This is a genomic window from Sneathiella limimaris (assembly GCF_012932565.1).
In the GTDB taxonomy this organism is placed as follows: domain Bacteria; phylum Pseudomonadota; class Alphaproteobacteria; order Sneathiellales; family Sneathiellaceae; genus Sneathiella; species Sneathiella limimaris.
In genome coordinates this window covers 81,491-103,025 of sequence record NZ_JABBYJ010000003.1, presented here as the reverse complement: position 1 = coordinate 103,025, position 21,535 = coordinate 81,491, and the positions used below count along the sequence as shown (strand labels likewise).

Annotated in this window: 22 protein-coding genes and 1 other RNA gene; 11 read left to right on the top strand and 12 right to left on the bottom strand. The window is 46.9% G+C overall.

Annotated features, from left to right (window positions below; genetic code table 11):
* Nucleotides 1–108: 108 nt before the first annotated feature.
* From HH301_RS16195 to HH301_RS16175, 5 genes are read left to right on the top strand one after another with little or no spacing between them, the layout of a single operon-like run.
* Nucleotides 109–1,611, top strand: a complete 1,503-nt coding sequence (locus tag HH301_RS16195; RefSeq protein ID WP_169570082.1) for an amidase — start codon at nucleotides 109–111, stop codon at nucleotides 1,609–1,611.
* A gap of 20 nt (nucleotides 1,612–1,631) precedes the next feature.
* Nucleotides 1,632–2,201 (top strand): dTDP-4-dehydrorhamnose 3,5-epimerase, encoded by a 570-nt coding sequence (gene rfbC, locus HH301_RS16190; protein WP_169570081.1) that lies wholly within the window; start codon nucleotides 1,632–1,634, stop codon nucleotides 2,199–2,201.
* Nucleotides 2,201–3,256 carry a dTDP-glucose 4,6-dehydratase gene (gene rfbB / locus HH301_RS16185; protein ID WP_169570080.1) on the top strand — a complete coding sequence of 352 codons (1,056 nt, stop codon included), beginning with the start codon at nucleotides 2,201–2,203 and terminating at the stop codon, nucleotides 3,254–3,256. The genes rfbC and rfbB overlap by 1 nt, the downstream gene beginning before the upstream one ends.
* Nucleotides 3,253–4,083 (top strand): dTDP-4-dehydrorhamnose reductase, encoded by an 831-nt coding sequence (gene rfbD, locus HH301_RS16180; protein ID WP_169570079.1) that lies wholly within the window; start codon nucleotides 3,253–3,255, stop codon nucleotides 4,081–4,083. Before rfbB ends, rfbD begins: the two co-directional genes overlap by 4 nt.
* A gap of 11 nt (nucleotides 4,084–4,094) precedes the next feature.
* Nucleotides 4,095–4,520, top strand: a complete 426-nt coding sequence (locus HH301_RS16175; RefSeq protein ID WP_169570078.1) for an acyl-CoA thioesterase — start codon at nucleotides 4,095–4,097, stop codon at nucleotides 4,518–4,520.
* Nucleotides 4,521–4,565: 45 nt separating this feature from the next.
* On the opposite strand, the gene HH301_RS16170 is transcribed toward HH301_RS16175, so the two are convergent.
* Complete coding sequence (locus tag HH301_RS16170; protein ID WP_169570077.1) at nucleotides 4,566–5,015, bottom strand: Hsp20 family protein; 450 nt, start codon at nucleotides 5,013–5,015, stop codon at nucleotides 4,566–4,568.
* A 189-nt stretch (nucleotides 5,016–5,204) separates the two neighbouring features.
* Here HH301_RS16170 and HH301_RS16165 point away from each other — a divergent pair, with 189 nt between their 5' ends.
* Nucleotides 5,205–5,651 carry a DUF1465 family protein gene (locus HH301_RS16165; protein ID WP_169570076.1) on the top strand — a complete coding sequence of 149 codons (447 nt, stop codon included), beginning with the start codon at nucleotides 5,205–5,207 and terminating at the stop codon, nucleotides 5,649–5,651.
* 56 nt (nucleotides 5,652–5,707) lie between these two features.
* Here HH301_RS16165 and rpmE read toward each other — a convergent pair whose 3' ends face one another.
* The gene (gene rpmE, locus HH301_RS16160; RefSeq protein ID WP_169570075.1) at nucleotides 5,708–5,929 is read right to left on the bottom strand and encodes a 50S ribosomal protein L31; all 222 of its coding nucleotides are present in this window, start codon (nucleotides 5,927–5,929) and stop codon (nucleotides 5,708–5,710) included.
* A 164-nt stretch (nucleotides 5,930–6,093) separates the two neighbouring features.
* On the opposite strand from rpmE, the gene HH301_RS16155 reads away from it, so the two are divergent.
* Nucleotides 6,094–7,905, top strand: a complete 1,812-nt coding sequence (locus HH301_RS16155) for an ABC transporter transmembrane domain-containing protein (protein ID WP_206378385.1) — start codon at nucleotides 6,094–6,096, stop codon at nucleotides 7,903–7,905.
* 43 nt (nucleotides 7,906–7,948) lie between these two features.
* Entirely contained in the window at nucleotides 7,949–8,992 is a 1,044-nt protein-coding gene (locus HH301_RS16150) for an SMP-30/gluconolactonase/LRE family protein (protein WP_169570074.1), read from the top strand.
* 19 nt (nucleotides 8,993–9,011) lie between these two features.
* On the opposite strand, the gene HH301_RS16145 is transcribed toward HH301_RS16150, so the two are convergent.
* The 10 genes from HH301_RS16145 to tkt all read right to left on the bottom strand — a co-directional run bounded on the left by HH301_RS16145 (nucleotide 9,012) and on the right by tkt (nucleotide 20,382).
* On the bottom strand, nucleotides 9,012–10,394 hold the full coding sequence (locus tag HH301_RS16145) for a peptidoglycan -binding protein (protein ID WP_169570073.1): 1,383 nt from the start codon (nucleotides 10,392–10,394) through the stop codon (nucleotides 9,012–9,014).
* Between the two features lie 19 nt (nucleotides 10,395–10,413).
* Complete coding sequence (locus HH301_RS16140; RefSeq protein WP_206378384.1) at nucleotides 10,414–11,529, bottom strand: MotA/TolQ/ExbB proton channel family protein; 1,116 nt, start codon at nucleotides 11,527–11,529, stop codon at nucleotides 10,414–10,416.
* Between the two features lie 83 nt (nucleotides 11,530–11,612).
* Nucleotides 11,613–12,734 carry an OmpA family protein gene (locus HH301_RS16135; protein ID WP_169570072.1) on the bottom strand — a complete coding sequence of 374 codons (1,122 nt, stop codon included), beginning with the start codon at nucleotides 12,732–12,734 and terminating at the stop codon, nucleotides 11,613–11,615.
* Between the two features lie 199 nt (nucleotides 12,735–12,933).
* Nucleotides 12,934–13,737, bottom strand: coding sequence for an inositol monophosphatase family protein (locus HH301_RS16130; RefSeq protein WP_169570071.1), 804 nt, complete (start codon nucleotides 13,735–13,737; stop codon nucleotides 12,934–12,936).
* A 39-nt stretch (nucleotides 13,738–13,776) separates the two neighbouring features.
* Nucleotides 13,777–14,340, bottom strand: a complete 564-nt coding sequence (gene efp / locus HH301_RS16125; protein ID WP_169570070.1) for an elongation factor P — start codon at nucleotides 14,338–14,340, stop codon at nucleotides 13,777–13,779.
* Nucleotides 14,341–14,388: 48 nt separating this feature from the next.
* Nucleotides 14,389–15,000: a thiamine phosphate synthase gene (gene thiE, locus HH301_RS16120; RefSeq protein ID WP_338091389.1), complete on the bottom strand. Its 612-nt coding sequence runs from the start codon at nucleotides 14,998–15,000 to the stop codon at nucleotides 14,389–14,391.
* 65 nt (nucleotides 15,001–15,065) lie between these two features.
* Entirely contained in the window at nucleotides 15,066–16,082 is a 1,017-nt protein-coding gene (locus HH301_RS16115) for a class I fructose-bisphosphate aldolase (protein WP_169570069.1), read from the bottom strand.
* A gap of 19 nt (nucleotides 16,083–16,101) precedes the next feature.
* Nucleotides 16,102–17,295 carry a phosphoglycerate kinase gene (locus tag HH301_RS16110; protein WP_169570068.1) on the bottom strand — a complete coding sequence of 398 codons (1,194 nt, stop codon included), beginning with the start codon at nucleotides 17,293–17,295 and terminating at the stop codon, nucleotides 16,102–16,104.
* Nucleotides 17,296–17,319: 24 nt separating this feature from the next.
* Nucleotides 17,320–18,327 (bottom strand): type I glyceraldehyde-3-phosphate dehydrogenase, encoded by a 1,008-nt coding sequence (gene gap / locus HH301_RS16105; RefSeq protein WP_169570067.1) that lies wholly within the window; start codon nucleotides 18,325–18,327, stop codon nucleotides 17,320–17,322.
* A 51-nt stretch (nucleotides 18,328–18,378) separates the two neighbouring features.
* Nucleotides 18,379–20,382 carry a transketolase gene (gene tkt / locus HH301_RS16100; RefSeq protein ID WP_169570328.1) on the bottom strand — a complete coding sequence of 668 codons (2,004 nt, stop codon included), beginning with the start codon at nucleotides 20,380–20,382 and terminating at the stop codon, nucleotides 18,379–18,381.
* A gap of 377 nt (nucleotides 20,383–20,759) precedes the next feature.
* Between tkt and HH301_RS16095 the strand changes: the two genes are divergently transcribed.
* The 3 genes from HH301_RS16095 to ssrS all read left to right on the top strand — a co-directional run bounded on the left by HH301_RS16095 (nucleotide 20,760) and on the right by ssrS (nucleotide 21,535).
* Nucleotides 20,760–21,044 (top strand): DUF4164 family protein, encoded by a 285-nt coding sequence (locus tag HH301_RS16095; RefSeq protein ID WP_169570066.1) that lies wholly within the window; start codon nucleotides 20,760–20,762, stop codon nucleotides 21,042–21,044.
* Nucleotides 21,045–21,048: 4 nt separating this feature from the next.
* Nucleotides 21,049–21,366, top strand: a complete 318-nt coding sequence (locus tag HH301_RS16090) for a cell division protein ZapA (RefSeq protein ID WP_169570065.1) — start codon at nucleotides 21,049–21,051, stop codon at nucleotides 21,364–21,366.
* A gap of 9 nt (nucleotides 21,367–21,375) precedes the next feature.
* A non-coding RNA gene (gene ssrS / locus HH301_RS18010) (6S RNA) lies at nucleotides 21,376–21,535 on the top strand.

Genomic DNA, 21,535 nt, shown 5'->3' with positions numbered 1-21,535 from the left:
AATAGTTCTCGTTCTTACTCTTAAGTGGAAAAGAGTTTGAGGAACTGCGTTGTGAAGCTGTCAGCAAGTAGATACACTTACTTGAAATAAGTGTGAGGGGGAGGCGCGATGATTTCAGGGTATGAAAATTTTGATGCAACAGCTCTCGCTGAACTTGTGCATCAGCGAGAGGTATCACCAAAAGAGCTCCTTCAAACGGCCATTCAGGCTACGGAGGAATTAAACCCTGACCTCAATGCTGTTGTTTTCAAGATGTACGAAGAGGCAGAGCGTTTCATCAAGACTGACCTTGATATTCGAGCCCCTTTTGCTGGAGTGCCTTTCTTATTGAAAGACTTGATTGCAACATATGCAGGAACCCCAACCACAGGCAGTTGCGAAATATTGACATCTGTAAAAGCCAAAACGGACTCTGAGCTTGTCAGACGGATGAAAGCCGCTGGTCTTGTGATCTTTGGAAAAACGAATACTCCGGAATTTGGAATAATGGGGATTACTGAGCCCAAACTGAGGGGCGCTACTTGTAATCCATGGGATGTCAGTCGGTCGACAGGCGGATCAAGCGGAGGTTCAGCGGCTGCCGTCTCAGCGAGGATAGTTCCAGCTGCGCATGGAGGTGATGGGGGTGGATCAATCCGAATACCGTCCGCTTACTGCGGTACAGTTGGCTTATTGCCCTCTAGAGGTCGAAATCCGTTAGGATCTGATATGGGAGAGGCCTGGGGCGGCTTGGCACGTGAGCATGTTATCACAAGATCTGTAAGAGACAGCGCAGGATTGCTGGATAGTTTATCGGGTCCGGATGCAGGCGCGCCATATGCCGCGATAGATAAGGGCTGTGGTAGTTTTGTGTCTGCCTGTGAAGAAAGCAACAACCGGTTTAAAATAGCTTATACTACAGATGCGTTGTTCGGGGCAGAAAATCATCCTGATTGTGTTGCAGCTGTTGAGGCAACTGTCGCTCGCTTGCGGGAACTGGGGCATGAAGTTGTTGAGGCCAAGCCCCAGTTTGATCGCCATCTGCTGGCAAAATCCTATCTACGCGTTGTCTGTGCTTGGGTCGCCTGGGAGATCAGGACTTCTGCACGTCTTGCGGGGCGACAACTCATTTCAGATGATTATGAGCTTACCAGTTGGATAATGTCGCTAATAGGCGAAAAGAACAGCATGCTGGATCTTGCCGATGCTATACATGCACAGCATATGGCCGCCCGAGAAATGGGAGCCTTTCATCAAAAATACGATCTGTTTTTAACTGCCACAACTGCTAAACCTGCAGCGAAAATTGGGGAACTCTACCCATCTGGGGGGGATGAAGTTGCTTTAAAGATTTTAAAACTTTTGCCATCCAAATTTTTATTGAATAAAGCGCTTGATAGCCTCGCGGAAGATGCCCTGGCAGCGACCCCAAATACGCAACTCTTCAATCAGACTGGGCAACCTGCCATATCGATACCTTTTTACCAATCGGAGGAAGACATTCCGGTTGGCGTGCAATTTGCTACAGAATTTGGTAACGAATGGTCGTTATACAGGATTGCATCAGAATTAGAACGAGCAAACCCTTGGGCGAGTAGAAAACCAGGGATTTGTTTTAAGACGGAAGCTTAAGAAAGAGGGGGTACTTCCAAATGACGGAAGTATTAGCGACAGAGATCGCTGAAGTTAAAATTGTGATCCCGAAAAAATTTGGAGATCACAGAGGGTTCTTTTCAGAAACATGGAACCGTGGTGCACTGACTGCGGCGGGCATTGATACTGAATTTATCCAGGATAACCATGCGTTTAGCGCTGAAAAAGGCACCATTCGTGGGTTGCATTACCAGCTACCCCCTAAAGCACAAGGAAAGTTGGTAAGGGTAACCCGTGGAGCCGTTTTGGATGTTGCTGTTGATATTCGGCGGGGATCCCCCACTTTCGGGAAACATGTCGCTGTTGAACTGTCTTCAGACAATTGGAAGCAGCTTTGGGTGCCGCCAGGATTTGCGCATGGATACTGTACCCTCACCGAAAATGTAGAATTTCTCTACAAGGTTGATAACGATTACAGTCCTGAGCACGAAGCGGGAATTATCTGGAATGATCCGGCTCTTGGGATTGACTGGAAGCTAGATGGTTCTGAGGCAAGGCTTTCAGACAAGGACACTATACTTCCCTTACTGGAAAAGCAGGACCAGCTGTTTGAATATGGAGATTATTGATGACAATTTTTGTGACAGGCGGTGCAGGCTTTATCGGATCAGCCCTGGTGAGAGACCTTGTGAAAAGCGGGAAAGATCACGTCGTAACTATTGATAAGCTGACCTATGCCGGATCCCTTGAAAATTTAAAAGAAATCTCCGGGGAGAATACACATAGCTTTGAGCAAGTGGATATTTGTGATGCATCAGCCATAGGAGCACTGTTCAAGAAGTATCGGCCGTCTACTGTTTATCATTTGGCCGCAGAAAGTCATGTGGACCGATCAATTGATGGACCAGCTGATTTTATCCAGACTAATCTGGTGGGAACATTCACCATGCTTCAGGCAGCACTAGAGTACTGGAGAGAATTGGAAGAAAGTAAAAAAGCTGATTTCAGGTTTCTGCATATTTCAACTGATGAAGTTTATGGTGAGTTGGGAGCGGAAGGATTGTTCTCGGAAACAAGTCCATACGAGCCTAATTCTCCCTATTCGGCAAGTAAAGCTGGCTCGGATCATCTGGCGAGGGCTTGGCAAAGGACATTTGGATTGCCTGTCCTGATTACAAATTGCTCGAATAACTATGGCCCTTATCAATTCCCGGAAAAGCTCCTGCCGGTTATTATTCTTAACGCGTTACAGGGAAGAGACTTACCCGTTTACGGAAATGGTTTGAACATTCGCGACTGGCTTTATGTGCATGACCATGCGGCTGCTTTGCGCCTTGTTGTTGAAAAAGGAAATATCGGTGAGACCTATATGATTGGTGGCCGGGCGGAGCAGACGAACATAGATATGGTGAAAGCTATCTGTAAAATTCTGGATAAGAAGTTTCCTGAAAAGGCACCTCATGAGCAGCTCATAAAATATGTTACTGATCGGCCTGGTCATGATGCTCGATATGCTGTTGATTGCTCCAAGATTGAACGTAAATTAGGTTGGACGCAGTCTGTTACCCTTGAAGAAGGTCTGGAAAGAACAGTGGACTGGTATCTGAATAATCTAGATTGGGTTGAAGCGGTCGGAAAGGATGTTGCGCTGGATCGCCGCGGGCTTGGGGAGAGCAAGTCTTGAAGGTCTTCATAACAGGTACTCGGGGACAGGTCGGTAGTGAGTTGAACTTGCAAGGACAGGCTTTAGGGCACGAAGTTGTTGCTCTAGATCACTCCTCTTTGGATATAACTGATAAATATCAGGTTATAAATCTTGTTCGCTCAACGGGCCCTGATGTTGTGATAAACGCCGCAGCTTATACTGTTGTTGATAAAGCTGAGAGTAATGTCCAACAGGCGATGAAAGTGAACCGAGACGCACCCCAATTTCTGGCAGAGGCATGTCATCTGGTCGGTATCCCCTTAGTTCATATTTCGACTGATTTTGTTTTTGATGGGCATAAGTCAGGGGCTTATTTGGAGACAGATCCCTGCGATCCTTTGAGTGTTTATGGACGTTCAAAGTTTGAGGGTGAACAGCTCATCCAGAATACTCTTAAAGAGCATATTATCCTTCGGACAGCCTGGGTCTTTGGGGGGGAGGCTAATTTTGTGAATACGATGCGTCGTTTGGGGCGTGAGCGTGAGGAAATATCTGTTGTGAATGATCAATTCGGCGGACCAACAGCTGCTTCAGATATCGCAGGAACCTTACTAAAGATTGCAGAGGCTATTAAGGAGCCATCTTTTCAAGACTGGGGTGTCTATCATTATTGCGGATCGCCTGCAGTCAGTTGGTACGAATTTGCCGTTGAAATCCTGAAAGATAATCCGGCTGTGACAGTGAAACCAATACCGACTAGCGACTACCCAACTCCGGCAAAGCGCCCAGCAAACTCTGTTTTGGATTGTTCCAAGATTGAACAAGTCTTTCACATAATACAGCCAAACTGGCGCGAAAAACTTTAATCGGGGGAGAAATGAATAAAGAGGATTTTGGCTTCTTATTTGAGTTTCGGGTTCGCTACTCGGAGATTGATGGGCAGGGCGTTGTTTTTAATGCTCATTATCTGACTTATTTTGATGTCGCTATCACAGAGTATTTCCGAGATATGGGGTTTGACTATGTGGCTTACCCCAAAGAGACAGGATGTGATTTCCACCTGGTGAAGTCTTTGGTGAATTATGAGAAACCCTTGCTGTTTGATACGGAATTTCAGGTTGGGTGTCGTATTGCAAAAGTTGGCAATAGCTCACTTACTTTTGAGTTGGGTGTCTATGATAAGAAATCTGATGAGCGCTATGCGACGGGAGAGATTATCTGGGTTAATACAGATCAGCAAAGTCATAAAACGGAACGTGTGCCTGACAATATTAGAGAGATGATTGATCTATATCAGCACTAAAATTAAGGCCCGATAAAAAATTACCGGGCCATTTTTTATTCTCTATTAAGCCGCTTTACCTTCGATGAGGTTCGGCTTGTTAATTTGAATGCTCCGAGGCTTCATGGCTTCTGGGATTTCTTTTTCTAAGGAAATTTTCAAAAGACCCTTGTCCATGGTTGCACCTGTTACCTTGATCGTTTCGGAAAGCTCAAAGCGGTAATCCAAGGAAGATGATTGCAAGCCTTTGTGAAGGTATTCAACTCCTTCGACAGATTGCTGGTCGTCCTTTCCCGAAATTGTCAGTGAATTCTGGGTAACAGTAATTTCGATGTCTTCTTCTGCATACCCGGGAGCTGCAATAACGATCTCATATTTGTCATCTTCAAATTTTGCTACATCGTAGCTGGGATAAGATGACGGTGCCGCTGCCCGCTCTAGTTCATTGAATAACCGGCTGAAAGAACCGTAGCCTGCAGATGGGCGGAATAAGGGTGCAAAATCAAAACTGCGCATAGTTATATCCTCCTAAAGAGCAATATCGATGTGGTTCCCCCAAATTTTGGGCTGAACCTAGAAAAATCAGATCCAATCTTGGCCTCTGACCCACCAAATGTATGATGGTTTCTTGGAGATTCAAGATTTTCAGAAGGGAAAATTAACAATTTTCTCCTATTACAGAATTGAAACAATTAAAGGAAGAATATGACTTCAGGGATGGATGAGCAGCCAAATACCGGTGGTAGCGCGATTTTCTTCTCCAGAACTTATGATGAGGCTCTCAGGCTCGTTGTTGAGGCTCGGGAGTATCTTCTGGGCCCAGGAAGCATGGCAGTCAAAAAGCTGTCCCATGAAGCGAGTTTTCTCTACGCAACAGAATCACTACGTTTAACAACACGTCTTACAGAGTGTATGTCTTGGTTAATGTTTCAGCGTGCAGTGATCGAGGGGGAGATTACGGCCGAGGAAGCTCAGGCCGATGAATGTCATCTTCAGTATCAGAAAACATGTCTGCCGGACGATATTAATGGTGATATTGAAATATTGCCGCCTGGTTTGATATCACTACTTGAGCGCAGTGAACTTCTATACAAGAGGATACTCCGTCTAGATAATCAGGCAATAGAAAGCTTTAGGCAGGCAAAGCTGTAAGCATTAAAAAAGGCGCCATATCAGGCGCCTTGTTATTTGCGTCTCTAGCTTTTGGCTTATTTGAGGCCAAAGCTGGAAAAACGCTTGTTGAACTTAGCAACACGACCATCTTCACGAACGCGCTGAGTTCCGCCAGTCCATGCTGGATGGCTTTTCACATCAATATCGAGCTTCAGCACATCGCCTTCGTTGCCATATGTTGAACGTGTTTCAAATGTAGAACCATCTGTCATTTCAACAGTGATGGTGTGGTAGTCTGGATGTGTATCTTTTTTCATATCGCCTCTACCCTCTCGGGGATGCTGTAATTCACTAAGCGGGCCTTATATTAAAGCTTTGGCCGGTTGGCAAGCAAAGATATATTTTTTTCTGAATTTTCTTGTAGAAACAGTCAAATTCCTTAAAAACGAGGGTCAGACTAGGAAGAATTGAAAGTGAACGCGTGACTGAAACTCAGACAGATCAAAATCAGCCTGAATCTGCTAAAAAAGGCAAAAAACCGCCTGTTACACGTCTTTTAGACCTTTATCGATTCGTAGCACCCTATAAAGCCCGGTTTGTGGGCGCAATGATCGCTCTGATTTTTGCTTCTGCCAGCTTGCTTCTGATCGGTCAGGCCATACGTCTTTTGCTTGATCATGGATTTTCAGAAGGATCGGAGAATCTGGATCAATACTTTATAGGACTAATGGCTGTTGTTGTTGGCCTCGCAGTTGCTTCATTTGCGAGATATTACCTTGTTTCCTGGATCGGGGAGCGGGTGATTTCAGATATTCGGGCTGCTGTTTTCAGTCACATACTCAAGTTAAATCCAGCTTTTTTTGAGATTACGAGAACAGGTGAGGTGTTGTCTCGCCTCACGACAGATACGACTCTCATTCAAACTGTGATTGGCTCTTCAGTGTCTGTTGCGCTTAGGAACATGCTGTCTTTTGTTGGCGGGCTAACTCTCCTGGTGTACACAAGTCCCAAATTGGCCGGGATGGTATTGTTGGTTGTTCCATTGATTGTGGTTCCAATTATTTTCTTCGGTCGAAAAGTTCGGAAACTTAGTGCGCGAAATCAGGATGCAATTGCTCGTGTCAGTGCTAGAGCAGATGAAACCCTTCGATCTATTCAGACCTCTCAAGCCTATACTCACGAAGATATTGACCGGAAATCTTTTGCTGCTGATGTGGAAGAAAGTTTCAAGATAGCCATAACTCGAATTAAAGCTCGGGCCTGGCTGACAGCAATCGTGATTCTGCTGGTATTTGGAGCTATTGATTTCGTGCTCTGGAGTGGTGCAACGGACGTGGTGAAGGGAAATATGTCCCCAGGCACTCTGGCCTCATTCGTATTTTATGCAATTGTTGTTGCGGGTTCGATGGGGTCTTTGAGTGAAATTTGGGGAGAACTTCAAAGAGCAGCAGGCGCTTCGGAGAGACTTCTTGAACTCCTCAATCAGGAACCACAAATTCAGGCACCGATAAACCCGGTTCCGATTGGACGCGAATTGGTAAATGGTATTGCGTTTCGTGAGGTAAGTTTCCGTTATCCGACGCGCCCCGATTACAAAGCCCTGAATGATTTTTCACTGGAAATAAAGCCTGGCGAGACTGTCGCAATCGTTGGGCCAAGCGGGGCTGGAAAGACAACGATATTTCAGTTACTGCTTCGCTTCTATGACCCCCAACAGGGAACAATTTATTTAAACGGTGTCGATATCTGTGCAGCGGCACCGGAAACGGTTAGGAATTTTATGGGGCTCGTGCCACAGGACCCTGTCATTTTTGCGGATACTGCTCGGAACAATATCTTATATGGCCGCCCTGAAGCCTCAGAAGAAGAGATTATTGCTGCCGCAAAAGCTGCCGCGGCCTACGAATTTATCGAAGATTTGCCAGAGGGACTGGATACCTATTTTGGTGAAAGAGGGGTCACGCTTTCTGGTGGACAGAAGCAACGAATAGCCATAGCGCGAGCAATCTTAAGAGATCCACAGATATTGTTGCTTGATGAGGCAACCTCAGCATTGGATGCGGAAAGTGAGAGCCTCGTTCAATCCGCTTTGGAAAATTTAATGCGTGGTAGAACTACTCTTGTGATTGCACACCGATTGGCAACTGTACTCAGCGCAGATCGAATTGTCGTTGTGGACAAAGGGAAAATTGTAACCCAGGGCACACACGAGCAACTTATGCAAGAGGGGGGGCTTTACGCCAAACTCGCAAAGCTTCAATTTGATTTGGGTCGTGAAGCCATCACAGCTTAGTTTGTTCACTTGATATCGAATTCTTGGATAGGATAAAGCTTCTTTGCAACGCATCTTTATTGCATTTATGAGCCTGTTAGTCTTGGCCGTTGGCGTGGCCGTCTATGTGCTAGTCTCAACTGGACAATTCGATACTGTAGAGCCAGCATTTACGGGACATTGTGTTGCAGTTGAAGGTGTACCTGGCGTTGAAGATATTGTCGTTCATCCTTCTGGTAATTACGCCTTTATGTCCTCTCAGGACCGCCAGAATGGGCACAGGGGTAACATATTTCTTTATGATTTGGAGAAATCAAATCAGGAGCCCATAAATCTGACAAACTCTCTTGAGGGGGCTTTCTCTCCGTTAGGAATATCTTTCTATCGGGATCCAGATGGTACCGAGAAGCTTTTTGTTATCGATCGTGCCAGTAAATTTCCAGCTGACGATAAGCGAAGCAAAGTTCGCATATTTTTGTGGACCGACTCACTGTTGGTTGAGCAGAGTTTTCAAGAAATTGAAGGAAGCCCAAACAACATATTGGCCGTTGGGACAAATCAATATTACCTAACCAATGATTATCGATATGGCGACAGTTTGTTTTCGGATCTTCAGTCTGTACTGGCGTTGCCGATTTCTACTGTTAGCTATTTCGATGGGTCGACCTTTCGTGAAGTTGCAAGTGGGCTGGAGTTCGCAAATGGTATAGCTGCTTCTGAAAATGGGAAGACGGTATTTGTTGCGGAAACCCTCGGGCGGCGAATATCTGTATTCGATCGAAACCCCGCAACTGGACAACTGACTTTAAAGGAAGAAGTTGATCTTCCGACTGCGCCAGATAATTTGACTAGAGATGATCAAGACCGCATTTGGATTGCTGGCCATCCGCAGCTGCTTAGCTACTATGGGCATCAGGGTGACATTGGAAAATTATCCCCCAGTCACATACTTCAACTCACGAAGGGTGCTGCAAACCAAACCGTTGCCTCTCAATTGATGTTGGATGCAGGCGACTTGATCTCAGGTGCGACCGTGGCGGCGCCAATAGGTCGTCGTTTTTTGGTTGGCGCAGCTTTTGAGAATAAATTTCTAGATTGTAGTCTTTAACAGGCTAGAGACTATCTGGCTATTTTTCAGTTAGTTTTAGTTCGATCCGTCGGTTGCGGAGATAAGCGATCTCGTCATCTCTCGGATCTAATGGCTGATACTGTCCAAATCCCGTCGGAGCAAGCCGCTGAGGCGGGATACCACGGGCAATGAGGTATTTAGTTACAGATAGCGCCCGGGCCATAGAAAGCTCCCAATTGGACGGGAACCGGGCCGTGCTAATTGGTTGTTTGTCTGTGTGGCCATCGACCCGAAGAACCCAGTCGATTTCATCCGGAATATCGTCGGCGATTTCCAGCAAGGTTTTTGCAAAGGTTCTCATGTTCTCCCGACCCTCGGGACCAAGCTCTGCTTCTCCAAGACCAAACAGAACTTCTGACTGAAAGACAAAACGGTCACCGACGACGCTAATGCCGGGTTTGTTTTTGAGAACTTCCCGGAGCTTTCCAAAGAAATCGGATCGGTACTGTTGGAGTTCTTGAACTTTCTGAGCCAACGCTTGGTTGAGGCGTTTCCCGAGATCGGCAATCTGGGTTTTTTGCTCCTTGTCTTTTTCTTCCGCTATCTCCAGAGCTTTCTCGATATTTGCGAGTTGAGTCCGAAGAGCAGAAAGTTGGGCATTTAAGAGTTCGACTTGAGCTTTTGCTTCAGCAGAAATGCGTTCTTCCTCAGTCAACTGGTCCTGTGTTTGAAGATAAAGGGCTTGCAACTCAGACAGGCGAATTTCGCGCTCTTTGATATCTTCTTGTGCTAATTGTGTTCGCTCAGCTTCGTCAGCTAATTTTGCTTCCAGTTCTTTACTGCGATCCCGGAGGCTTCCAATTTCTGTGTCTTTTTCCGTTAAAGCAGTTTTTAAGTTCCCAACTTCTTTTTCCAGGTCTTCCCGAACTTTTTTCAGGGCTTCAATGTCTCTTTGAAGGCTCTCTATTTCTTTCAGATTGGCAGCTATTTTATCCTGCTCAGCTTGAATACGTTCTTCTGCCTCTTTGAGGGACTGTTCTTTTTCTTCAGTTTGTTCTTCCTGTTTTCGAAGTAAAAGCACAAGCTCATCACGTTCGTTTTCTGCCTCAAGCGCACGGCTGGTTAGCGTTTCCAGTTGAATAATTGCGGTGTCGCGTTCCTTATTTGATTCCTGTAGAGACGATGTTAATGCCAGTATGTCCTGCTTGAGCTCAGCATTGGATTGTTTCTCCAAGGCAAGAAGGTCGGAGAGTTCGGCAACCTGTTGATTGAGTTTCTCAAGCGCGGCATCGCGGCCAGAAAGGGCTTTTGACAAGAAGAACTGGGCGAGGGCGAAAACCACCAATAGAAAGATGATGACCAATAGCAGGGTCGTCAGGGCGTCTACGAAACCCGGCCAGATTTCATAGTTTGCGCGCTGTCCGTTTCGTCTGCGTGCCATCAGATACCTCTATACTTAATCAGCTACGTTTATCTTCTTCGGCAATCGTCGCAATGGTACGCGTCAGAAGTTTGATGTCACTCCGGATTTCCTGAACGATTTGATTTCGACCATCTGCAACATCTTCCAGCATTCGGGCCATGTATACATCCAAGTTGCGAAGATGGTTTTTACTCGCTTGATCAAGACCACCTTGTTCTTGGGCTTGAGCCATACGTTGAAGCACAGGCTTTAATTCCAGTTGGCCTTCAACGAGTTTCACCATCAAATCCTGTTCTGCACGCATTTGATCCGTCAAGGCAGCGAGTTTTTCACTGACAGTAATCATAGTTGCTTCACCACTATGACGCCGTTCTTCATTGCGGGATAGTGTGCGTTGCAGGGTATCAAGGCTTTCAGCGGTTTGTTCTAGCAACGCGCTGACGTAAGCTGGAACACTCTGATCACCGTCAGAGAGTGCAGCAGGCCCAGATGAGGTGAATTTGGTGATTGTCGTCAGCCACTCCTCCAGGTCTGTGTAGAACCGATTTTGCGCCTGACCGGCTTGCATATCCAGAAACCCAAGGATCAAAGAGCCAGACAGACCAAAAAGGGATGAAGAAAAGGCGACAGCCATACCATCCAACGGTTTTTCAAGTCCGGCCTGTAGATCGCTAAAAACTTTGTTGAAGTCACCGCTGCCCACGTTCAAAGCCGAGATGGCATCACCAACTGAACCAACAGTTTCCAATAAGCCCCAAAAAGTTCCCAGCAGGCCCAGAAAAACCAGAACATTGATCAAGTATCGAGAGATGTCGCGGCCTTCATCTAGGCGGGCACTGACACTATCGAGGATGGTATTCATCGTCACCGCAGACATGCGCAGCGGTCCGTTATTATCCCTTATGATTGTGGCCAGAGGCGAGAGAAGGTTTGGTGTACTCTGGAGTGCAATACTGCCTTCATTTTTCCGGAGGTTTTCCGTCCAGCTGATTTCATTATTTAAAATAAGGACCTGACGGAAGATAAACAGAATGCCAAAAAGCAGCGTCGCCAGGATTAACCCGTTAAGATATGGGTTTGCTTCAAATGCGGTTTTAGCCGGTTGAAACAAGAATACACCGATTGCTATGACAATGGCCAAGAATATGGCCATTCTAATCAAGTGTCGTTGGGGTTTTTTGATTTTGGGTGAATTGAAACCTTGTGTCGTGGATATTCCTGGAAGTGTTGCCATGATTACCTTGTTACCATTTTCAAATCGACCCGATCAGCCGGCGACCCATCATCAGGTTTACCGAGGGCTCTGACCTCAATCTTGTTATTGGGAACGCCCAGTTCCATTAACTTTGATCGTATGACAAGTGCTCGCCCAAGGGATAGACGTCGAGCGGTTCCATTGCTGCTGGCATTTGCATATGCGACAAGCTGTATGCGATCATTATTTCCCTCAATAGCTTTGGCCAAGTTCATGAGGGTGGAAGTTGCAGAGGAAGGTAACGTGGTTTCCCCTTCTTCAAACATGATGGAATTCTGATCCGCTGAACTGTCTTGTTTGATAGGTTCGATTTTTTTAAGAGACTTACTTGGTGCTGTCACCTGTTTTGGCTCAACTGCAGCGACCTGTACTTCCTTCTCTTTATCCTCTTCCGGAGATTTTTGCGCCACACTTGGTTCCGCTTGTTTTACTTCCGGTTCTTTTTGCGCAGGCTCTGCCTTTTGAGCAGTTTCCTTGGGCTTGAGTTGTGCAGGTTCAGTAGTTGGCATTTCCTTTGCCACTGGCGTTGCTGAGCTGGACTTACTCGCCGTTTCAGTAGATGCGACTGTGTCAGGCTGAGTAGACGATTTTACAGAACCCTTAGCTTCGGTAGAAGTCATTGGTTTCTTTGCTTGGGCAACGTCAGCTTTAGGGGCAGGTGCTTTCTCAACAGGTTTTTCAGTCTCAGGTGCCTTTTCAGCAACTTTCGTTATGTTACTTTTCTTTTCAGCAGTCTGTGTTTTCTGTTTGGTTTTTTGAATAGTTTTCGGCTTGGGTGTTGCTTTTGGACGACTGCCGGGCGGAACGAGTTTTATAACTTCATTTCCATAAGTGATTGTTGCGCCTTTGCTGTAATCACTCCCTGCTTGTCCTTGAGACAGCATGGTTGAGGGAGTGGAAACAGAGGGCGGATTTGCCGAAATTACCTGGTTGCCAGAAATTGCTCCCATGTTGACAGTAACTGGGCGAGAGCCACTTCCGCCAATAACAACGGTTTGCGCCGTTACAGGCACAGCCAACAGACTGGCAACAAGTAGGGATACTGTACCTATACCAAACTGAAACTCTCGCTTCTGGATTTGTCTTTTGCCTACACGAGCCATATCTGGCAGACCCCCAAACTTACTAATCGATTTGCGCAAACGCTCAGCAATTCTTTAACATCAATTGCTGCTGGGTCATTGAATTAGTGAACTAAAAAGTTGGCACAATCATGACAGCCGAAAATATTGCATGCAAAGAATAACTTAGCAAGCGTTCGCTCACAACTCTTAAGTGGGTAGTCTTTAAGAGGCAGTATGATTAGTTGTTTCTGCGGGCTTTGCGTAAAATTTCTGAAAGTTGGGAATTCACGTTGGCGTTGGTAGCCAAAACGTCGCCTTCTTCCAGGATCTTTTCACCACCATTGATCTGACTGACCAGGCCACCGGCTTCGCGAACCAGAATAACACCGGCTGCGAGATCCCAAGAGGAGAGACCACGTTCCCAGTAGCCGTCATAGCGGCCAGCAGCCACATATGCGAGATCAAGTGAAGCTGCACCCATACGTCTGATCCCTGCAGATACAGCCATAACCTCGTTCGCTTCTTTCAAGAACAGCTCATGGCCAGGCTTGCCGAGGAATGGGATACCTGTTGCAAACAAAGACTCAGCCATACTTGAACGACCCGATACCCGTAGGCGGAAATCGTTCATAAACGCGCCTTCACCTTTTGCAGCCCAGAACAGCTCATCTTTTACAGGATCCAGAATCACACCAGCGATGATATTATTGCCTTCTACCAAGCCGATGGAAATGGCGAAATGGGGGATGCCGTGGAGAAAGTTTGTTGTGCCGTCAAGCGGGTCAATTACCCAGTAGTGACTGCCATCTTTGGCTTCAATCTCACCGCCTTCTTCCAGCCGAAAACCATAGTTCGGACGTGCTCGAGCTAATTCCTCGCGAATGGTCTTTTCTGCAGAAGTGTCCGCATTGCTAACGAAATCCGCTGGTCCTTTTTTGGAAACCTGGAGTTTTTCAACTTCGTTGAAATCACGGATAAGTTTCCGGGCCGCCTTGCGGGCAGCACCTTCCATGACATTGATAAGAGCGGATTTGCGAGCCATTGTGTGTTTACCTGATTACTGGGGTTGAGAAAAAGCGGGTTAGTCTGCCCGCTTTACATATTCGGATGTTTCGGTGTTAACGACGACCTTCTCACCTGCCTCACAGAAAGGAGGAACCATAATCCGTACTCCATTTTCCAGCATAGCCGGTTTGTAGGAAGACGCAGCAGTCTGTCCCTTAACTGTTGGTTCGGTTTCAGTGATTTCAAAGGTCAGATGTTCAGGCAGCAAGATATTTAATGCCTCATCTTCATAGAATTCGATCTCTAGATCCATACCGTCTTTGAGGTACTGAGTTTTATCACCAGCTAGTTCTTTAGAGATATTGACCTGTTCGTAGGTGTTGGCATCCATGAAAGTCAACAGCTCGCCATCTTCGTAAAGATATTGGTACGGCTTTTGTTCCAGGCGGACACGCTCGACTGTTTCAGAAGAGCGGAAGCGCTCGTTCAGCTTGGTTCCGTCACGAAGGTTCTTCAGTTCAACCTGCAGATAGGCGCCGCCTTTACCGGGTTGAGTATGTTGAATTTTCACTGCGATCCAAAGGCCGTTTTTGTGTTCGATTACATTGCCGGGGCGAATTGCATTGCCGTTAATTTTCATGGCTTACCATCATCCATTCAAAAAATAAGATATGCGGCGCGGAAGTTATCAGGTCTTATGAACCTGATCAATCACGCTGTTCAGTTCCTGCACGGCCTTTTCGGGGCCTTCAGGATGATTCCACACACCGCCTGATACTGCTAAAAAATCTGCACCGCTTTTAACCAGTGGAGCGGCATTGTCAACTGTTATCCCACCAATTGCGACTACAGGAGTTTCGGCAAGGGCCGACCACCATTGGAGGAGGTCAAGTTCTGCAGTTGTTTTAGGTGTCTTGGTTTGAGTGGGATAGAAGGCACCAAAAGCGACGTAATCTGCACCTGCTTCAGCCGCAACCATCGCCAGATGACGTGAATTATGGCACGTCACCCCAACAATTGCCTCTTCTCCGACAATATTTCGGGCCTGTTTATAAGGCGTATCTTCCTGACCAACATGGACGCCGTCTGCGCCCATCTCCGCTGCAATTTCCGGATCATCATTGACAAGAAATGCGACATCATTGGATTGGACCAGAGGCATTAATTCTTCACATGCCTGCCGGATAAAATCTTTTGGCTGATCCTTTAAGCGCAGCTGAAAACAGGCCACATCCCCGCCATTAAGTGCGGCGTTGAGTTGTTCTTTATAAACGGGTATCTCAAACTTTGGTGGAGAGATGAGATATAGCCGAGTGCGGAAGCTGTCGATCGAAATTACTCCTCAGAAAGATCAGAAAATCAAGACTAGTTGTTTTCCATATCTGGTGAATAATTTCCATCTCTCGCAAGGCTAGTCAGGCGGCACCGATTGAGAAAAGCTGTTTTCGCGGCCCCAACATTTTCCGATTTTCCCTGCCAAGCGTGCAAAGCGGAGGCTTGCAATGCGCGCCCAAAGGAGAAACTCAGTTCCCAAGGGTGACGCCCCAATGCATTCATCGCGTTTAGATGTTCAGTCGCTTGTGCCTCTGATTGACCTCCAGAGAGAAAGACAATTCCGGGAACTGCTGCAGGAACCGTTTGCTCAAAACAGTAAATTGTTTTCGCCGCGACTTCTTCAACACCGGCCTGATCAGGGCAGTCTTTACCTGAAACAACCATATTGGGCTTCAGCAACATTTGTTCTAGAACAACACGCTGCTTATAAAGTTCATCAAATACAGTTTTGAGCGTGGTTTCCGTGACCGCGTAACATTCATCAATTGAATGATCGCCATCCATTAGAACTTCAGGCTCTACAATCGGGACAATATTGGCTTCCTGACATAGGGCGGCATAGCGAGCAAGGGCTTGCGCGTTCACATCAATGCAATATTGACTTGGTGCGCCGTCACCGATGGAAATAACAGCCCTCCATTTCGCAAATCGTGCGCCAAGTTCATAATATTCCTGAAGGCGTTCTCTCAAGCCATCCAAGCCTTCCGTGACCAATTCACCATCACTGAACGCTAGTGGTTTTGCACCCTTGTCGACTTTGATACCTGGAATAATCCCCTGACTGCTTAAAGTTTGGCTGAGGGTGATTCCGTTAGAACCAGTCTGTCGGATTGTTTCATCATAAAGAATAACACCGCTGATATAATCAGAGACGTCCTCTGCGGTGAAAAGAAGTTCCCTATAGTCGCGACGGGTTTCTTCAGTGCTTTCCACGTTGATTGTATCAAAGCGCTTCTTGATGGTGCCTGTGCTTTCATCGGCAGCGAGAATCCCTTTGCTGCTGGTGACTAGCATCGTGGCAATGTTTTCCATGGAAATTTCCGTCATCTGCTCCGTCCCTATCGTATTAGGTTTCGAGTGCTTTCACTCCTGGAAGTTCTTTGCCCTCCATCCATTCCAGGAAGGCGCCTCCTGCAGTTGAGATATAAGTAAAATCTTCACTGACCCCTGCATTGGCCAGGGCTGCGACCGTATCTCCACCGCCTGCTACCGTGATTAATTTACCTTCTTTAGTCAGTTTAGCAGCTTCTTTAGCAATTGAGAATGTCCCTGCACCAAAAGGTTCAATTTCGAACGCGCCCAATGGGCCATTCCAAATCAGTGTTTTACAGGAGCTCAATTTACTTGAGAGTTCAGCAGCGGAAGACGCGCCGATGTCCAGCATCATTTCATCTGCAGAAACTTCGGTTACTGGGCAAGTCCGGTTGTCTGCATTTGCTTTGAATTCTTTGGCGACGACAGCATCTTTTTGCAAGATAACTTCGCAGCTGACTTTTTCCGCCTTCGCCAGAATTTCCCGAGCGGTCTCTGCGAGGTCGTGTTCGCATAGTGAGGCCCCGACATCGATCCCTTGCGCATTCAGGAAGGTGTTGGCCATTCCGCCGCCAATAACGAGGCTATCTACTTTTTCAATCAGGTTGAAAAGTAGGTCCAATTTTGTGGAAATTTTGGCTCCGCCCACAATCGCGATCACTGGGCGTTCTGGAGATCCAAGCGCCTGTTCGAGTGCTGTGAGCTCCGCTTCCATATTGCGGCCAGCAAATGCGGGCAGAAGATGAGCCAGCGCTTCAGTTGAAGCATGCGCGCGGTGGGAGCAAGAAAAAGCGTCATTCACGTAAAGATCGCCTAGTTTGGCCATCTCTTGAGCAAAGGTAGAGTCATTCTTTTCTTCGCCTGCATGAAAACGAACATTCTCAAGCATTATGATATCACCAGCATTTGACGAAGTAATCTCAGTTGAAACGGTTTCGCCAATGCACTGATCGATGAATTTGACCTTTAAGTTCAAATGGTCACCAAGAGCAGTTGCCACAGGTGCCAATGACATTTCAGGGACAACTTGACCTTTTGGACGCCCAAAGTGGCTTAGCAGAACCACCTTGGCACCCTTTTGGGAAAGTTCACGAATGGTCGGTGCGACCCTTTCAATTCTGGTAAAATCTGACACTGCCCCGTCTTTCATAGGGACATTCAGGTCAACCCTAACCAGTACTGTTTTATTTTGCGCATCGATCGCATCAAGGTTCCGGTAACCGGCCATTCGCTTTTTTCTCCGTCTTTTGTATTAGCCGAGGTTCGCCATAATGACAGCAGTATCGCTCATCCGGTTGGAGAAGCCCCATTCATTGTCGTACCAGCTCAGTACGCGAACAAAAGTTCCTTCGACGACCTGTGTTTGAGTCACATCAAATGTTGAACTTGCTGGGTTGTGGTTGAAGTCGATGGACACAAGAGGCTCATCGCACACACCAAGCACACCTTTCAGGCGTCCATTGGCGGCTTCAACGATTGCAGCATTAACTTCTTCAGCTGTTGTGGCTTTCTTGGCAACGAAAGTCAGGTCAATCATGGAAACGTTAGGCGTTGGAACGCGAACAGATGTTCCATCAAGTTTTCCAGCCAATTCTGGTAGAACAAGACCAACGGCTTTCGCTGCGCCTGTTGATGTTGGAATAATTGATGTAGCAGCTGCACGAGCCCGACGAAGGTCGCTGTGTAGAGTATCCAGAACTGGTTGGTCCCCTGTGTAAGCATGAACAGTCGTCATAAAGCCATGTTCAAGACCAATTGCATCGTTCAGAACCTGAGCGACTGGTGCTAGACAGTTTGTTGTGCAAGACGCGTTAGAAACGATTTTGTGCCCGGCTTCCAGCTTGTCGTGGTTCACACCATAAACGACGGTCAGATCAACTTCTGTACCAGGTGCAGAAATCAGAACTTTCTTTGCACCTGCTTCGATGTGAGCTTTTGCTTTGTCAGCATGTGTGAAGATACCTGTGCATTCATAAGCTACATCAACTTCCAACTCACCCCAAGGCAGGTCAGCTGGGTTGCGTTCCGCAGTTACGCGAATGACATCACCATTTACAATAATGGCATTGTCAGTAACTTTCACGTCTCCTGGAAACGGGCCATGAACGCTATCATATTTCAGAAGATGAGCGTTAGCTGCTACGGAACCAAGGTCGTTAATGCCGACAACTTTTACGTCTGTCCGACCGGATTCATAAATGGACCGCAAAACATTCCGACCAATACGGCCAAAACCATTAATAGCAACACGAACTGTCATTTTTTAAGCTCCTATAACTTGCTCGCAAGGCAACAAGGCCTTTCAATTTCCTCAAAGTTGTTTTTTCGCCGCCTCAACGATGGCTTCACTTGTAATACCAAAGTGGCTGTAGAGTTCATCAGCAGGCGCTGACGCACCAAAACTATCAATGCCGATGAATTTGCCTTTATCTCCAATAAACTTCTTCCAACCCATGCTGCAGGCTGCTTCAATAGCAACTTTCGCAGTGTTTGGTCCAAGAACTTCTTTTCGATAAGCAGATGGTTGTTTGTCAAATAGCTCCCAACACGGGACGGATACAACTCGTGTACCGATACCTTCGCTTTGCAGAACTTTCTGGGCATCCAGAGCAATCGCAACTTCAGAACCGGTAGCGAATAATGTGACTTTTGCTTCTGTGCTAGCAGGAGAAAGTTCGTACGCTCCTTTTGCACTGAGATTTTCTGCTGTGTGGTCCGTCCGAACTGTGGGCAGGTTCTGTCGGCTTAGCGAGAGAATTGAAGGTGTTTTCTTCGCTTTCAGGGCCAGATCCCAGCATTCAGCAGTTTCAACAGCATCAGCAGGACGGAATACAAATGTGTTCGGCATCGCCCGAAGTGAAGCCAAATGTTCAACAGGTTGGTGGGTTGGACCATCTTCACCAAGGCCAATGGAGTCATGAGTCATCACATAGACAACACGCTGTTCCATCAAGGCAGATAGACGAATTGCGGGACGGGCATAGTCGGTAAATACCATGAATGTTCCGCCGTACGGGATAAACCCTTTATGCAGGGCCAAGCCGTTCATAATCGCGGCCATACCAAACTCACGGACGCCATAATAAACATAACGACCTGAAAAATCGTCAGGTGTTACCGGCTTTGTATGGTCGGTCTTAGTTAGGTTCGAACCGGTAAGGTCTGCAGATCCACCAACAGTGTTGCTCACATATTCATTAATGACTTTTAGAACTTCTTGGCTTGCTTTTCGGCTTGCCCAAGCAGGTTCGTTCTCTGAAAGGCTCTTTTTATACTCATTAAGCGCTTCATCTAATTCAGCAGGAACCTCCCCTGAAAGAGCAAAGTCAAATGTTGACTTGGTGTCGGCATCCATCTCAGCGACTGTTTTTTCCCACTCCGCAGAAAGACGGGCACCTTTGGTGCCAACAGCCCGCCAACGGTCCAGAATCTTAACAGGGATTTCAAACGGCGCATGAGGCCAGTTCAGTTCTTTACGGGCGAGCGCGATCTCTTCTTCACCAAGTGGTGCGCCATGTACTCCGGAAGTGCCTTTTTTGTTAGGTGCGCCAAACCCGATTGTTGTCTTACAAGCGATCAGAGAAGGTTTGTTACTTTCACGAGCAGCAGCAATAGCGGTTTCAATTGAATCCGGATCATGACCATCGCAGCTATAAGTATCCCAGCCGTAGGATTCAAATCTTTTCAGGGGAGCATCAGAGACTGCAAGACTTGTTTTACCATCAATGCTGATTTCATTGTCGTCCCATAGGACAATCAGCTTGTTGAGACGGTTGTGACCTGCAAAGGACGCCGCTTCATGACTGATACCTTCCATCAAACAACCGTCGCCAGCAATCACATATGTATAATGGTCAACTGCATTCGGGAAACGGGCGGCCATCATTCGCTCACCCAATGCCATTCCAACAGCTGTTGCGAGGCCCTGACCTAGCGGCCCAGTTGTTGTCTCAATGCCAGATGCATGTCCAAATTCTGGATGACCAGCCGTTTTAGATCCTAGCTGGCGGAAATTCTTGATTTCCTCCATGGTCATGTCTTTGTACCCGGTGAGATACAAGAGTGAGTAAAGCAGCATGGAGCCATGACCAGCGGACAGCACAAATCTATCTCTGTCCGGCCAGTTTGGTTTAGCGGGGTCAAATTTTAAAAATTTGGAATAAAGAACAGTTGCAACATCGGCCATTCCCATGGGCATGCCAGGGTGACCAGAATTTGCTTTTTGGACGGCATCCATGGACAGTGCACGGATTGCGTTTGCCATCTCCGTGTGTTTGGTATTGGAAGGCGTGGTGTTGGCGCCGCTTTCGTTCATCATAGACTCTTCGCTATCCACTGATGCGAGATAGACATATCTACTTTTCAAGTCCGCTCAATGGCTGGAAAAGTAATCGACCATCAGTGCCCATTTGGGTAAAACACAACAATACCTGCCAGGAAATAACCTGCCTCTGTGCATACTAGATGACAGATACAGGGTAACCGATTAGGCGGACAATTTTCCGGCAAGCTTCGAAATCGGGTGGGAAGATGCCGCTCTATGACCTGTACGTCAACATCTTAGTGACCGATTTATTGAATAAATGGCCAATTTGGTGACCTGTATTTCGGTTGACGCATATTGTGTGCAAGCCTTATTGTCTCAACTCAGGTTCATTGGACGCATGAAACTAAAAATGGGGCATAACTATCATGGATAGAGGCGACAACACCGAATCACGGATTGAAACTGCCCTCAAACGGCTGCATGATCTGTCGAGTAAACTGTCTGAGCGCCCGGCTCAAGGTAGCTTGATGATGGGAGATGAGTCTGTCTTGAAAGCTGAGGTGGATAACCTAAAAGTTGAGAATCAACTGTTGCGGCAGGAGCTGTTGGAGTTGACAGCCTCATACAATGGCTTGAAGCAGGCCACTGATGCTGCCTCTGGTCGTTTGGACAAAGCAATTAAAAATGTGGCTGAGCTGTTGGAGCAGTAAGTAAATGGCAAGCGTAACAGTCAAGGTTAATGGGCGATCTTATCCAATCATTTGCGATGATGGCGAGGAAGATCATCTCTTGTATCTTGCCGAATATGTAGACAAAAAAGTTAAAGACTTGAGTGAAGCCGCCGGGACGGCTAACGAAGGACAGTTGTTGTTGATGGCCTCATTGTTGATCGCCGATGACTTGTCCCAAGCTTATGAAACCATTGATGGTCTGCGAGATGGTTCGAAACCGGACGCTGAAAATGGGCAGGCTCACCTTCAAACTATTGCTGAACAATTGGAAACTATTGCAGATCGACTGGAAAAGGCTTAAATAAGCTTCGCTGGTCTGCTTGGTTTGTTAGATCATTTTAATCCTGGGGCCAATACCGAATCCTGGGGGGCTAGTCCCTGACTGAACCGTGGTTCTATCATATCGGCTCCCACCTGACTTGTCAGGCCACAGTGATTTCGCAGCATCGACGGCCTGTAGTGGATCAGCA

Excerpts from the sequence above, each read along its gene's own strand:
- tkt (WP_169570328.1), bottom strand. The coding sequence starts at position 20,382 with ATGAACGAAAGCGGCGCCAACACCACGCCTTCCAATACCAAACACACG.
- gap (WP_169570067.1), bottom strand. The coding sequence starts at position 18,327 with ATGACAGTTCGTGTTGCTATTAATGGTTTTGGCCGTATTGGTCGGAAT.
- HH301_RS16145 (WP_169570073.1), bottom strand. The coding sequence starts at position 10,394 with ATGGCACGCAGACGAAACGGACAGCGCGCAAACTATGAAATCTGGCCG.
- HH301_RS16135 (WP_169570072.1), bottom strand. The coding sequence starts at position 12,734 with ATGGCTCGTGTAGGCAAAAGACAAATCCAGAAGCGAGAGTTTCAGTTT.
- HH301_RS16130 (WP_169570071.1), bottom strand. The coding sequence starts at position 13,737 with ATGGCTCGCAAATCCGCTCTTATCAATGTCATGGAAGGTGCTGCCCGC.
- HH301_RS16090 (WP_169570065.1), top strand. The coding sequence starts at position 21,049 with ATGGCAAGCGTAACAGTCAAGGTTAATGGGCGATCTTATCCAATCATT.
- rfbB (WP_169570080.1), top strand. The coding sequence starts at position 2,201 with ATGACAATTTTTGTGACAGGCGGTGCAGGCTTTATCGGATCAGCCCTG.
- HH301_RS16165 (WP_169570076.1), top strand. The coding sequence starts at position 5,205 with ATGACTTCAGGGATGGATGAGCAGCCAAATACCGGTGGTAGCGCGATT.
- rfbC (WP_169570081.1), top strand. The coding sequence starts at position 1,632 with ATGACGGAAGTATTAGCGACAGAGATCGCTGAAGTTAAAATTGTGATC.
- HH301_RS16095 (WP_169570066.1), top strand. The coding sequence starts at position 20,760 with ATGGATAGAGGCGACAACACCGAATCACGGATTGAAACTGCCCTCAAA.
- efp (WP_169570070.1), bottom strand. The coding sequence starts at position 14,340 with ATGAAAATTAACGGCAATGCAATTCGCCCCGGCAATGTAATCGAACAC.
- HH301_RS16175 (WP_169570078.1), top strand. The coding sequence starts at position 4,095 with ATGAATAAAGAGGATTTTGGCTTCTTATTTGAGTTTCGGGTTCGCTAC.
- HH301_RS16140 (WP_206378384.1), bottom strand. The coding sequence starts at position 11,529 with ATGGCCATATTCTTGGCCATTGTCATAGCAATCGGTGTATTCTTGTTT.
- HH301_RS16110 (WP_169570068.1), bottom strand. The coding sequence starts at position 17,295 with ATGGCCGGTTACCGGAACCTTGATGCGATCGATGCGCAAAATAAAACA.
- rpmE (WP_169570075.1), bottom strand. The coding sequence starts at position 5,929 with ATGAAAAAAGATACACATCCAGACTACCACACCATCACTGTTGAAATG.
- HH301_RS16115 (WP_169570069.1), bottom strand. The coding sequence starts at position 16,082 with ATGACGGAAATTTCCATGGAAAACATTGCCACGATGCTAGTCACCAGC.
- HH301_RS16170 (WP_169570077.1), bottom strand. The coding sequence starts at position 5,015 with ATGCGCAGTTTTGATTTTGCACCCTTATTCCGCCCATCTGCAGGCTAC.
- HH301_RS16195 (WP_169570082.1), top strand. The coding sequence starts at position 109 with ATGATTTCAGGGTATGAAAATTTTGATGCAACAGCTCTCGCTGAACTT.